This window comes from Micromonospora sp. NPDC020750 (assembly GCF_044334565.1).
GTDB lineage: Bacteria > Actinomycetota > Actinomycetes > Mycobacteriales > Micromonosporaceae > Micromonospora.
Map to the genome: position 1 here is coordinate 133,614 of NZ_JBIRTH010000011.1, position 14,756 is coordinate 148,369.

Sequence of the window (14,756 nt, forward strand, 5' to 3'; positions counted from 1 at the left end):
CCGATTCCCGATACGGAGTGGCCCGATGCCCACTGAGGCTGAGTTCCTCGACTACCTCCGGCGTGCGACCGCCGACCTGCGCGACGCCCGTCGGCGGGTGCGTGAGGTGGAGGCCAAGGACCGCGAGCCGATGGCCGTCATCGGGATGGCGTGCCGGTTCCCGGGCGGGGTGTCCAGCCCGGCGGAGCTATGGGACCTGGTCGACTCCGGCGGCGACGGGGTCGGGGACTTCCCCACCGACCGGGGCTGGGACCTGGAGCGGCTGTTCCACGTCGACCCGGACAACCCGGGCACCTCGTACACCAGCCAGGGCGGGTTCCTCTACGACGCGGCGCAGTTCGACCCGGGCTTCTTCGGCATCAGCCCCCGCGAGGCGCTGGCCATGGACCCGCACCAGCGGCTGCTGCTGGAGACCTCCTGGGAGGCGATCGAGCACGCCGACCTCGACCCGCAGCGGCTGCGCGGCAGCCGCACCGGCGTCTTCGCCGGGGTGATGTACCACGACTACGCGTCCCGGGTGCTGGACCTGCCCGACGGCGTCGAGGGGTACATCGGCACCGGCAACTCCGGCAGCGTCGTCTCCGGCCGGGTGGCGTACACCTTCGGGTGGGAGGGGCCGGCGGTCACCGTCGACACCGCCTGCTCGTCGTCGCTGGTGGCGGTGCACCTCGCCGTTCAGGCGCTGCGCCAGCGCGACTGCGACTTCGCGCTGGCCGGCGGCGTGACCGTGATGTCCACCCCGGGCACCTTCGCCGACTTCTCCCGGCAGCGCGGCCTCGCCTCGGACGGGCGGTGCAAGTCGTTCGCCGCCGCGGCCGACGGGACCGGCTGGTCCGAGGGCGTCGGCGTGCTGCTGCTCCAGCGGCTCTCCGACGCCCGCCGCGACGGCCGCCGGATCCTCGCCGTCGTGCGCGGCAGCGCCGTGAACCAGGACGGCGCGTCCAGCGGCCTCACCGCCCCCAACGGCCCCTCCCAGGAGCGGGTGATCCGGCAGGCCCTGGCCAACGCCCGGCTCTCCCCGGCGGACGTGGACGTGGTCGAGGCGCACGGCACCGGCACCACCCTCGGCGACCCGATCGAGGCGCAGGCGCTGCTCGCCACGTACGGGCAGGACCGGGGTGAAGGCGGGCCGCTCTGGCTCGGCTCGATCAAGTCGAACCTCGGCCACACCCAGGCGGCGGCGGGCGCCGCCGGCCTGATCAAGATGATCGAGGCGATCCGGCACGGCTCGATGCCGCGCACCCTGCACGTCGACGAGCCGTCCCCGCACATCGACTGGACCGCCGGCCAGGTCTCGCTGCTGACCGAGGCCCGCCCGTGGCCGGCGTCCGACCGGCCGCGCCGGGCCGCCGTGTCGTCCTTCGGCATCAGCGGTACGAACGCCCACGTCATCCTGGAGCAGGCCCCGGCCGACGACGCCCCGCCCGCCGACGCCGCCCCGGCCGGCGGGCCGGTGGCGCTGCCGCTGGCCCCGGTGCTGCTCTCCGCCCGCACCGCCGAGGCGCTCGCCGGGCAGGCCGCCCGGTGGGCCGACCACCTCGCCGCCGCCGACGGCGTAGCCGAAGTCGCCGTGACCCCCGCACCCGGCGTCGCCGTCGCCCCCGCAGCCCGCGGCCGAGGCGTCGCCCCCCGACCGGTGGACGTCGCCGTCTCCTCGATCAGCCGCTCCGGCCTCGAACACCGGGCCGTCGTCCTGGCCGAGGGCCCCGCCGACCTGATCGCCGGGCTGCGCGCCCTCGCCGACGGGGAGCCGGACGGCACCGTCACCACCGGGTCGGCGTCCCCGCGCGGCCGGGTGGCGTTCCTCTTCTCCGGCCAGGGCGCCCAGCGCCCCGGCATGGGTCGCGAGCTGGCCGCCGCGTTCCCGGTGTTCGCCGCCGCCCTGGACGAGGCGTGCGGGCACCTGGACCCGCTGCTGCCGCGCCCGCTGCGGGAGGTCATGTTCGCCTCGCCGGGCACGCCCGAGGCGGAGCTGCTGGACCAGACCGTGTTCACCCAGGCCGGCCTGTTCGCCGTCGAGGTGGCCCTGTTCCGCCTCGTTGAGTCGTTCGGCCTCACCCCGGACTTCGTCGCCGGGCACTCCATCGGGGAGATCGCCGCCGCGCACGTCGCCGGGGTGTTCTCCCTGGCCGACGCGTGCGCCCTGGTGGCGGCGCGGGGTCGGCTCATGCAGGCGCTGCCCGCCGGCGGCGGCATGCTCGCGGTGGGCGCCGACGAGGCCGCGGTCGCCGCGAGCCTGGCTGGGCTGGCCGACCGCCTCGACGTCGCCGCCGTGAACGGCCCCACCGCCGTCGTGGTCGCCGGGGACGTCGACGCCCTCGACGAACTCCAGCGGGTGTGGTCCGAGCGGGGAGCCCCGACCCGCCGACTGCGGGTCAGCCACGCCTTCCACAGCGTCCGGATGGACCCGATGCTGGCGGAGTTCGCGGCCGTCGCGGACACGCTGACCTACCACCCGCCGACGATCCCGGTGGTGTCCAACCTGACCGGCCGGCTCGCCGAGCCGGAGCAGCTCCGCGACCCCCGGTACTGGGTGCGGCACGTCCGGGGCGCCGTGCGTTTCGCCGACGCCGTCAACAGTCTGCACGCCGAGGAGGTCGGCACCTACCTGGAGCTGGGCCCGGGCGGCGTGCTCACCGCCATGGCGCAGGGCTGCCTCGCCGACCGGCCCGGCGACGAGCCCGCGCCCCTGCTGGTCGCGGTGTCCCGGCACGACCGGCCCGAGCCGCAGGCCGCCCTGGAGGCCCTCGCCCAGCTGCACGTCCACGGCCTGGCCGTCGACTGGACCCGCCTCCTCGCCGGCGGCGGCGAGCGGGTCGACCTGCCCACGTACGCCTTCGAGCACAAGCGGTACTGGCTGGAGCCCGCCGGCCGGTGGACGGACGTCTCCGGGGCCGGCCTCGGCGCGGCCGGGCATCCGCTGCTCGCCGCCGCCGTGTCGGTGGCCGGCGAGGACATGGTGGTGCTGACCGGTCGGTTGTCGGTGTCGACGCACGGGTGGTTGGCCGATCATGTGGTTGCCGGTTCGGTGGTGGTGCCGGGTACGGCGTTGGTGGAGTTGGCGGTGCGGGCCGGTGACGAGGTGGGTGCGTCGCGGGTGCGGGAGTTGACGGTGGCGGCGCCGTTGGTGTTGCCCGCGTCGGGTGGGGTGCGGGTGCAGGTGCGCGTCGGCGCGGCCGACGCGTCCGGCCTGCGGTCGGTGACCGTGCACTCCCAGCCGGAGGAGGACGCCGACCCCGAGTGGGTCCGGCACGCCGAGGGCACGCTGGAGCCGGTGTCGGCCGACGAACCGGTGCTGGCCGAATGGCCGCCGGCCGGCGCGTCCGAGGTGGACCTCGCCGGCTGGTATCCGACCGTGGCGGAGCGGGGTCTGGCGTACGGGCCGGTGTTCCAGGGCCTGCGGCGGCTCTGGACGGCCGGGGGCGAGGTGTTCGCCGAAGTGGCCCTGCCTGAACAGGCGGCGGGCGACGCGGCGGCGTTCGGGGTGCACCCGGCGCTGTCGGACGCCGCCCTGCACCCGATCGCGCTGCTGTTCGAGGAGTCGACCGCGCCCCGGGTGCCGTTCGCGTTCTCCGGCGTGCAGGTGCACGCCTCGGGGGCGTCGCTGCTGCGGGTGCGGCTGACCCGCGAGGGCTCCGGGGTACGGCTGGTCGCAGTGGACTCCTCGGGCGCGGCCGTCGTCTCCGTCGACTCGCTCGTGCTGCGGGAGATGACCGGGGTGACCGCCCCGAACCCGGCCGCCCGGTCGTTGTTCGAGGTGGCGTGGCGGGCGGAGGAGGTCGTTTCCGCCGGCGATGCGGCCGGGTGGGCGCTGCTGGTAGCGCAGCCGGGGCAGCTCCACAGTGTCGGCGGCGAGGGTGTTGCCGGGCTGGCCGGCGGCGAGGGTGTTGCCGGGCTGGTCGGCGGTGAGGGTGCTGCCGGGCTGGCCGGTGAGCTGGCGGTCCGGGGCGGGCTGGTCTCGTACCCGGATGTGGCCGCGGTGGTGGACGCGGTCGCGGCGGGTACGGCGGTGCCGCCCGCGTTGGTGCTGCCGGTGCCCGCCGGTGCCCCCGGCGCGGCGGTCCCCGACGCGGTGCGGGCGGTCACGTCCGGCGTGCTGGCCGTCGTGCGGTCCTGGCTGGCCGCCGATGCCCTCGCGGAGTCGAGACTGGTCGTGGTGACCCGGGGTGCGGTGGCGGCTCGGGACGGCGACGTGATGACGGACCTGGCGGGTGCGGCGGTGTGGGGCCTGCTGCGGTCGGCGCAGTCGGAGCATCCGGGTCGGATCGTCCTCGCGGATGTCGACGCCGACGCGGATACGGCGGTGCTGGGCCTGCTCGCCCGGGTGGCGGACGAACCGCTCGCCACCGGCGGCCAGGTCGCGGTCCGGGCCGGCGAGGTCCTCGCTCCGCGCCTGGTACGCGCGTCCGTGCCGGACCCGTCACCCGTGGTGGGTGAGGGCACGGTGCTGGTGACCGGCGGCACCGGCTCGCTGGGCGCCCTCGTCGCGGAGCACCTGGTGGTGGCGCACGGGGTGCGGTCGTTGGTGCTGGTGTCGCGTCGTGGCCCTGACGCTGCAGGAGCGGCCGAGTTGGTGGGGCGGTTGGCGGGGCTGGGAGCGTCGGCTCGGGTGGTGGCGTGTGATGTGACGGACCGGGAGCAGGTGTTCGGGCTGGTCGCCGAGGTCGTTTCGGTGGGCCGGTTGGCGGGTGTGGTGCACACGGCAGGCGTGCTCGACGACGGTGTGGTGTCGGGGATCAGTGCGGAGCGGTTGGCGGGGGTGTTGGCGCCGAAGGTGTCGGCGGGTTGGTGGCTGCACGAGGCGACGGCGGGTCTGGACCTGGATCTGTTCGTGTTGTTCTCGTCGGTGGCCGGGGTGTTGGGTTCGCCTGGTCAGGCGGCGTACGCGGCCGGCAACGCGTTCCTGGACGCCCTCGCGGTGCACCGGCGGCAGGCGGGCCTGCCGGCGGTGTCGCTGGCGTGGGGCATGTGGGACACCCCCGGGATGGCGGCGTCCCTCGGCGAGGCCGAGCGGACCCGGTCGACGACCAGGGGTAGCCTCGCCGCGATGAGCGCCGGGACCGGCCTGGCGCTGTTCGACGCGGCGGTCGCGGGGGACCGGGCGGCCCTCGTGCCGGCCGTGATCGACGTGGCCGCCCTGCGGGCCTCGGCCGGCACCGGCATGGTGCCGCCGATGCTGCGCACCCTGGTCGGGGTGACCACCACCCGCCGCCAGGCGGGACAGGGGGCCACCTGGGCGACCCGAATCGCCGGCCTGGCCCCCGAGGAGGCCCGCGCCCAGATCGACGTGCTGATCCGGGGTCTCGTCGCACAGGTGCTCGGGCATGGTGGGGCGGAGTCGGTGCCGGCCGACCGGGCGTTCCGGGAACTCGGGTTCGACTCGCTGACGGCGGTGGACCTGCGCAACCGGGTGAACGGGGCCAGCGGCCTGCGGCTGCCCTCGACGCTGGTGTTCGACTACCCGACCCCGCAGGCGCTGGCCGCCCACGTACATGACGAACTTGCCGGGGCCCGCAGTGCCGTCGCCGCGTCAAGCGCGCGGACGACCGGCACCGGCCTCGACGAGCCGATCGCGATCGTGGGCATGGCGTGCCGGTACCCGGGCGGGGTGGAGACGCCGGAGCAGCTGTGGGCGTTGCTGGCCGGGGGAGGGGACGGGATCGGGGAGTTCCCGGCAGACCGGGGCTGGGACCTGGAGACACTGTTCGACCCTGACCCGGACCGGCCGGGCAGCTCCTACACCCGGCACGGCGGGTTCCTGTACGGGGCGGCCGAGTTCGATCCCGGCTTCTTCGGCATCAGCCCGCGTGAGGCGTTGGCGATGGATCCGCAGCAGCGGTTGCTGTTGGAGGCGTCGTGGGAGTCGTTCGAGTCGGCGGGCGTCGACCCACAGCGGGTTCGGGGCAGTCGGACCGGTGTGTTCGCGGGCGTGATGTACCACGACTACGCCTCCGTGCTGATGGATGTGCCGGGCGAGGTCGAGGGGTACATCGGCACCGGCAACTCCGGCAGCGTCCTCTCGGGTCGGGTGGCCTACACGTTCGGCCTGGAGGGGCCGGCGGTGACGGTGGATACCGCCTGCTCGTCGTCGTTGGTGGCGTTGCACCTGGCGGTTCAGGCGTTGCGGTCGGGTGAGTGTGATCTGGCTCTTGCTGGTGGTGTGACGGTGATGGCGACGCCGGGGACGTTCATCGAGTTCTCGCGTCAGCGTGGTCTGTCGCAGGACGGTCGGTGTAAGTCGTTCGCTGCTGCCGCCGATGGCACGGGCTGGTCGGAGGGCGTCGGCGTGCTGCTGGTGCAGCGGCTGTCGGACGCGCAGCGTGAGGGTCGGAACATCCTGGCCGTCGTCAGGGGTACGGCGGTGAATCAGGACGGTGCGTCGAACGGGCTCACCGCGCCGAATGGTCCGTCGCAGCAGCGGGTGATCCGGCAGGCGTTGGCCAACGCGCGCCTGGCGACGACTGATGTGGACGCGGTGGAGGCGCACGGCACGGGCACGACGTTGGGCGATCCGATCGAGGCGCAGGCGTTGCTCGCCACCTATGGGCAGGACCGGCAGGCGGATCGGCCGTTGCTGCTCGGGTCGGTGAAGTCGAACATCGGTCACACCCAGGCTGCGGCGGGTGTGGCGGGCATCATCAAGATGATCATGGCGATGCGGCACGGTGTGGTGCCGGCGACGTTGCATGTCGACGAGCCGTCTCCGCACATCGACTGGACGGCGGGTGCGGTCACCCTGGCCACCGAGGCGACGCCGTGGCCGGCGGTGAACCGGCCGCGTCGGGCTGCCGTCTCCTCGTTCGGGATCTCTGGCACCAACGCGCACGTCATCATCGAGCAGCCGTCCGCCCCCGTCGTCGAGGGCAGGAGGGTCGCGGCACCGCGTACCGGCGTCGTACCCCTCGTGCTGTCCGCTGCCGACGGCCCGGCGCTGCGGGAACAGGCTGCCCGGCTGCGCGAGCACCTGGCGGCGCACCCGGAGATCGAGCCGGTGGACGTCGCGCACGCCCTGGTCACCACCCGGGCCGCGTTCCCGCACCGCGCCGTGCTGCTCGGCCGGGACACCGCCGGCCTGCTGCGGGCGCTGGACGCGTTCCGGCTCGGCGAGGACGCCCCGACGGCGGTCACCGGCGCGGCGCTGCGCGGCGCAGACCCCGTCCTCGTCCTACCCGGCGACGCGGAGCAGCGGGCCGGCGCGGTGACCGACCTGCTGGACCGGTCGATCGTCTTCGCCGAATCCGTCGCCGAGTGCGAGGTGGCCCTCGCCCCCTGGGTCGACTGGTCGCTCACCGCCGTGCTGCGCGGCACCGACGACGCCCCGTCGCCGACCCGCCCCGGGGTGGCGGAGCCCACCCGGTGGGCCGTGACGGTTGCGCTGGCCCGGCTGTGGCGTTCCCTCGGCGTACGACCCGCCGCCGTGCTCGGACACGGTGCGGGCGAGGTCGCGGCGGCCTGCGTGGCCGGGGCGCTGTCGCTGGCGGACGCCGCGAAGGTGATCGCCCTCGGCAGCAGGCCCCCGGCCGCCGACGGCCCCGCCGATCCGGCCGACCCGACGGCCGAACTGGCCGGGATCACCCTCCGGGCGGCCGAGGTGCCGGTGCACTCCGCGTCCACCGGGGGACAGGTCGACACCGCAGGCCTCGACGCCGCCGACTGGTACCGGGGCCTGCGCGCCGACGCCGACAACGAGGGCGTCGTGCGGGCCCTGCTCGACGCGGGACATCAGGTCTTCCTGGAGGTGGCCCCGGGCCCGGTGCTCGCCGCCGTCCTCCGGCGCACCGTGGCCGACGCCGGGCACGACGCCGTCGTGGTGGACGCCGGCGCCGCCCCCGGCTGGCCGGAACTCGTCACCGCCCTCGCCGAGCTGCACGTGCACGGCGTGCCCGTGGACTGGGCGGCGATCCTCGGCGCCCGCACCGGCCCGGCCGTGGAGCTGCCCACCTACGCCTTCCAGCGGCAGCGGTACTGGCCGCAGGCCGCGACCCCGACCGGCACGGCCGGTGGGGACGACACGGACCGGCAGTTCTGGGCGGCCGTGGAACAGGCCGACCCGCGGGCGCTGGCCGCCGCCATGCGGATCGACGAGGCGGACGCCCGGTCCCTCGACCCGGCGCTGCCGCTGCTCTCGGACTGGCGGCGTCGCCGCCACGACGAGTCCACCGTGGACGCCTGGCGGTACCGGGTGACCTGGAAGCCGCTGCCCACCCCCGCCGACGCGGTCCTGTCCGGCCGTTGGCTGCTGGTGGTGCCGGCCGCGCGGGCCGACCATCCGCTGGTCGCCGCCGCCGACACGGCCCTCGCCGAGGGCGGCGCGGACGTCGTCCAGGTCCCCGTGGCCGACCCGGACCGGGCGGCGCTGGCCGACCAGCTCGGGCGGGCCACCGGGGACGCCGCGCCGGTCGGCGGAGTGCTCTCCCTGCTCGCGCTCGACGACGACCCGCACCCGGAGCAGCCCGTGCTGCCCGCCGGCCTCGCCGGCACGGTCGCCCTCGTCCAGGCCCTCGGCGACGCCGGAATCGACGCCCCGCTGTGGTGCGCCAGCACCGGAGCCGTCTGCACCGGCCGGGCGGACCCGCTCGACCGCCCCGGCCAGGCGACTGTCTGGGGCCTCGGCCGGGTGGTCGCCCTGGAACACCCCGACCGTTGGGGCGGCCTGGTGGACCTGCCCGCCGAGCTGGACCCGCGGGACCGGGCCCGGCTCGTGGCGGTGCTGGCCGGCGTCGACGCAGAGGACCAGCTCGCGCTGCGCCCGTCCGGGGTGTTCGCCCGCCGGCTCGTCCGGGCCCGCTCCGACCGCGCCCCGGCCGACGGCTGGCGTCCCCGGGGCGGCACCGTCCTGGTCACCGGCGGCCTCGGCTCGATCGGCGCGCAGGTGGCCCGCTGGCTGGCCCGGGAGGGCGCAGCCCGGCTGGTGCTGACCGGCCGCCAGGGCCCGGCCACCCCCGGTGCCGCCGAGCTGGCGGCGGAACTCGGCGCGGCCGGTGCCGCCGTCACCGTCGCCGCCTGCGACGTCGCCGACGCCGAGGCGTTGCGGGCGCTCGCCGTCGAACTAGCCGCGCAGGGCGTCCGCGTCGACGCCGTGTTCCACACCGCCGGGGTGGCCCACGCCGGACCCGTCGCGGCCCTCGGCCCGGCGGAGCTGGCGGATGCCCTGCGGGCCAAGGTGTCCGGCGCGGTGCACCTCGACGAGGTGTTCGGCGACGACCTGACGGCGTTCGTGCTGTTCTCCTCCGGCGCGGGCGTCTGGGGCGGCGGGCACCAGGGCGGCTACGCCGCCGGCAACGCGTTCCTCGACGCGTTCGCCGAGGACCGCCGCCGCCGGGGCCGGCCGGGCACCGCCGTCGCCTGGGGCGCCTGGGACGGCGGCGGCATGGTCGACGCCGAGGGCGCCGCGGACCAGATGTTCCGCTCCGGCGTCCGGGCGATGCGCCCCGACCTCGCGGTGTCCGTGCTGGCCGACGCGCTCGCCCACGACGAGACCACGCTCACCGTCGCGGACATCGCCTGGGACCGCTTCCTGCACACCTACACGCTGGCCCGCCCCCGGCCGCTGATCGGGGACGTGCCGGAGGTGGCGCGGCTGCTCGCCGCCGCCCCGGCCGGCGACGCCCCGGCCGCCCACTCGCCGCTACGCGCCCGCCTCGCCGGGCTCGCCGCGCCGGACCGCCGCCGGGTCCTGCTGGACCTGGTCCGGGTGCACGCCGCGGCGGTGCTCCGGCTGCCGTCGGCGGAGGCCCTCGCCGCGGACCGGTCGTTCCGGGAGATCGGCTTCGACTCGCTCAGCGCCGTCGAGATGCGCAACCGGCTCGCCGAGGCCGTCGGTGAGACCCTGCCGGCGACGCTGGTGTTCGACCGCCCGACGCCCGGCGCGTTGGCCGACCACCTGGCCGACCGGCTCACCGGCGACGACACCCCGGCGGTCGCGCCCGTGCGGGCCGCCACCGCCCTCGACGAGCCGATCGCCGTCGTCTCGATGAGCTGCCGGTTCCCCGGCGGGGTCGCCAGCCCCGAGGACCTGTGGCGGCTGGTCAGCGAGGGCCGCGACGGCATCGCCGAGTTCCCCGCCGACCGGGGCTGGGACCTGGACGCCATCTACCACCCCGACCCGGACCGGCCCGGTACCTCATACGTGCGGGAGGGCGGCTTCCTCGCCGACGCCACCGGCTTCGACGCCGCCCTGTTCGGCATCTCCCCGCGCGAGGCGCTGGTGATGGACCCGCAGCAGCGGCTGCTGCTGGAGAGTGCCTGGGAGCTGTTCGAGCGGTCCGGCACCGCCCCCGCCGACCTGCGGGAGACCGGCACCGGCGTGTTCGTCGGCACCAACGGGCAGGACTACGCGACCCTGCTGCTCGCCGCGCGGGTCGAGACCGAGGGCTACCAGGCCACCGGCAACGCCGCCGCCGTCATCAGCGGCCGGCTGGCGTACCACTTCGGGTTGCAGGGCCCCGCCGTCAGCGTCGACACCGCCTGCTCGTCCTCCCTGGTGGCGCTGCACCTGGCCTGCCAGTCGCTGCGGCAGGGCGAGTGTGACCTCGCCGTCGCCGGCGGCGTCACGGTGATGGCCACCCCCGGCCCGTTCCTGGAGTTCGCCCGCCAGCGAGGGCTGGCCCTCGACGGCCGGTGCAAGTCGTTCGCCGGGGCCGCCGACGGCACCGGCTGGGGCGAGGGCGTCGGCCTGGTGCTGCTCCAGCGCCTCTCCGACGCCCAGCGCGACGGCCGCCGCATCCTCGCCGTGGTCCGCGGCTCCGCGATGAACCAGGACGGCGCCAGCAACGGGCTGACCGCGCCCAACGGCCCCGCCCAGGAGCGGGTCATCCGGCAGGCCCTGGCCAACGCCCGGCTCGCCGGCGCCGACGTGGACGTCGTCGACGGGCACGGCACCGGCACCCGGCTCGGCGACCCGATCGAGGCGCAGGCGCTGCTCGCCACGTACGGGCGGGACCGGCCGGCGGACCGGCCGCTGTGGCTCGGCTCGGTGAAGTCGAACATCGGTCACACCCAGGCCGCCGCCGGCGTCTCCGGGGTGATCAAGATGATCATGGCGATGCGGCACGACCTGCTGCCGCCCACGCTGCACGTGGACGAGCCCTCCCCGCACGTCGACTGGTCCGCCGGCGCGGTCGCCCTGCTCACCGAGCCGCAGCCGTGGCCAGCGGTGGACCGGCCCCGCCGCGCCGGCGTGTCGTCGTTCGGGGTCAGCGGCACCAACGTGCACGTCATCCTCGAACAGGCCCCCGCCGAACCGCCCGCGCCCACCGCCCGGCCCGCCGCCGGGCCGCCGGTGCTGCCCTGGGTCGTCACCGCCGACGGCGCGGAGAGCCTGCGCGACCAGGCCGCCCGGCTCGCCGACTGGCTGCCGGGGCACCCCGCCCCCGACGCTGACGTCGCCCGGGGACTGGCCACCGGCCGCTCCCCGCTGCGGCACCGCGCGGTGCTGCTCGCCGCCGACCGGGACGCCGCCCTCGCCGGGCTGCGCGCCCTCGCCGCCGGGCAGGACCACCCCGGCCTCACCCGGGGCGTCGCCGAGACCGGCGGGGCCCTCGCGGTGCTGTTCTCCGGGCAGGGCGCCCAGCACGCCGGGATGGGCCGCCGGCTGTACGACACCTTCGACGTCTTCGCCCGCGCCGTGGACGAGGCGTGCCAGCACCTCGACGCGTACCTGCCCCGGCCGCTGCGCCCGGTCCTGAACGCCCAGCCCGGCACCGCCGACGCCGACCTGCTCGACCAGACCGTGTTCACCCAGGCCGGGCTGTTCGCCGTCGAGGTGGCGCTGTACCGCCTCCTCGAACACTGGGGGATCCGACCCGACTTCGTGGCCGGCCACTCCGTCGGCGAGATCGTCGCCGCGCACGTCGCCGGGGTGCTGACCCTGCCGGACGCCTGCGCGCTCGTCGGCAACCGGGGCCGGCTCATGCAGGCGCTGCCCGCCGGCGGCGGCATGCTCGCCGTCGCGGCGGCCGAGGTCGACGTCGCCCAGGCCCTCACCGGGTACGCCGGTCGGGTGGCCGTGGCCGCCGTCAACGGGCCGGCCGCCGTCGTCGTGGCCGGGGAACTCGACGCGCTGACCGAGCTGGCCGACCACTTCACCGCCCTCGGCGTGCGGACCAAGCGGCTGCGGGTCAGCCACGCCTTCCACAGCCCGCTGATGGAGCCGATGCTCGCCGAGTTCGCGGCCGTCGTCGCGACCCTCGCGTACGCCCCGCCGGCCGTGCCCGTCGTGTCGAACCTGACCGGCACGGTCGTCGACGCCGACGAGCTGTGCAGCCCCGACTACTGGGTCCGGCACGTCCGGGAGGCCGTCCGGTTCGCCGACACCGTCACCCACCTGCACTCCCACGGGGTGACCCGGTTCCTGGAGGTCGGCCCCGACACGGTGCTCACCGCCCTGACCGCCGACGCGCTCCCCGCCGACGCGCCGGTCACCGTCACCGGCGTGCAGCGGCCCGGCCAGGACGAGGTGTCCACCCTGCTCGGCGCCCTCGCCCGGCTGCACTGCCAGGGCACCGCCGTGCGCTGGCCGGCGCTGCTGCCCGGCACCGGCCCGGTGGACCTGCCCACGTACGCGTTCGCGCACCAACGGTTCTGGCCCACCCTGCACGCCGCCCCGGCCGACGCCCCCGGCCCGGCCGGCGACGACACCGACTCCGCGTTCTGGCGGGCCGTGGTGGACGGCGACGGCGACGCGCTCGCCGGCCGGCTCGGCGTGGACCCGGACCGGCCACTGCGCGACCTGCTGCCGGACCTCGCCGCCTGGCGTCGCCAGCAGCGGGAGGACACCCTGGTCGACGGCTGGCGGTACCGGGTTACCTGGCGGCCCCAGCCGCTCGCCGCCGGGGCCGCCGGCGGCGACTGGACGCTGGTGCACACCGCCGCCGGCCAGGACGTCGCCGACCGGCTCGCCGCGCTCGTCGCCGCCCGCGGCGGCACCCCCCGGCTGCTCCCCGTCGACCCGGACACGGCCGACCGCGCCACCCTCGCCGGGCTGCTCGACGGCGTACCGCCGACCCGGGTCGTCTCCCTGCTCGCCCTCGACGAGCGGCCCCACCCCGACCGGCCGGCCGTACCCGTCGGCCTGACCGCGAACCTCGCCCTGATCCAGGCCGTCACCGACGCACTGCCCCCGACGCCGCTGTGGCTGCTCACCCGGCAGGCCGTCGGCACCGGCGCCGACGACCCGGTCGCCAACCCCGCCCAGGCCACCACCTGGGGGCTCGGCCTGGTCGCCGCGCTGGAACACCCCCGGCACTGGGGTGGCCTGCTGGACCTGCCGGCCGGCCTGGACGACGCCGCCGCCGAGCACGTCCTCGCGGCGCTGACCGGCGCCGGAGGCGAGGACCAGATCGCCGTCCGCCCCGCCGGGGCGTACCTGCGGCGGCTCGCCCGCGCGCCGCGCCCCGAGCGGACGGGCGGCCCCGGCTGGCAGCCGCCCGGCACCGTCCTGGTCACCGGCGGCACCGGAGCCGTCGGCCGGTACGCCGCCGGGTGGCTCGCCCGGCACGGCGCGCGCCGGCTGCTGCTGGTCAGCCGGCGCGGCCCCGACGCCCCCGGCGCCGACGAGGCGGTGGCGGAGCTGGCCGCGCTCGGCGCGCAGGCCCGCGTCCTGGCCTGCGACCTGGCCGACCGGGACGCGGTCGCGGCCCTCGTGGCCGGCCTGCGCGCCGAAGGCGAGACCGTGCAGGCGCTGGTGCACGCCGCCGGGGTGGGCCGGCTCAACCCGATCGCCGTGGTCAGCGGGGCGGAACTCGCCGACGTGGTGTCCGGCAAGATCGCCGGCGCCCGGCACCTCGACGAACTCCTCGACCCCGGGCCGCTGGAACTGGTCGTGCACTTCTCGTCCATCGCGGCCGTCTGGGGCGTCGGCGACCACGGCGCGTACGCCGCCGGCAACGCCTTCCTGGACGCGTTCGCGCAGTCCCGGCCCGCCTCCGGCGCCCGGGTGCTGTCCGTCAACTGGGGGCCGTGGGCCGGCGGCGGCATGGTGACCGACGCGCACGCCGCCGCGATGAGCCGGCGCGGGGTGTCCCTGCTCGACCGGGAGCCGGCGATGGCCGCCCTGCGCGCCGGCATCGAGGGCGACGACGCCGTCCTCACCGTCGCCGACGTCGACTGGGACCGGTTCGCGCCCGTCTTCGCCTCCGCCCGCCCCCGCCCGCTGATCGGCGACCTCGCCGAGGTGGCCGCCCAGGCCGCCGCCGACCGGGCGGACGCCTCCGACGGCGACCAGGTCGCCACCGAACTGCGTAAGCGGCTCGGCGAGCTGACCCAGGCCGAACAGAACCGGGTGCTGGTCGACCTGATCCGCACCGCCGCCGGCGAGGTCATCGGCCACGACAGCCCGTACGCGGTGGAGAGCACCCGGCCCTTCCGGGACCTCGGCTTCGACTCGCTGACCGCCGTGGAGCTGCGCGGGAAGCTGGCCCGGCTGACCGGGCTGAACCCGCCCAGCTCGGTGGTCTTCGACTACCCGACCCCGCTGGCCCTGGCCGAACACCTGCGGTCCGAACTGCTCAGCGAGGCGTCGGTGGAGGCGCTGCCGACCCTGGCCGAACTCGACCAGTTGGAGAGCGCCCTGGCCCGGCGCGACCCGGACGACACCGGCCGGGTCCGGATCACCCTGCGGCTGCACCACCTCCTCGAACGGCTCGGCGCCGCCGAGCCGCCCCGGGAGGAGACCGCCGAGGTCGCGGACCGGCTGCGGGTGGCCAGCAACCAGGAGCTGTTCGACCTCATCGACCAGGACCTCGGGCTGTCCTGAC

1 protein-coding gene is annotated in these 14,756 nt (G+C 76.5%); it reads left to right on the forward strand.

What is annotated here, in order from left to right:
• Window positions 1-10: 10 nt before the first annotated feature.
• Complete coding sequence (locus ACH4T9_RS28060; RefSeq protein ID WP_396674167.1) at window positions 11-14,755, forward strand: type I polyketide synthase; 14,745 nt, start codon at window positions 11-13, stop codon at window positions 14,753-14,755.
• Window position 14,756: the final 1 nt, after the last annotated feature.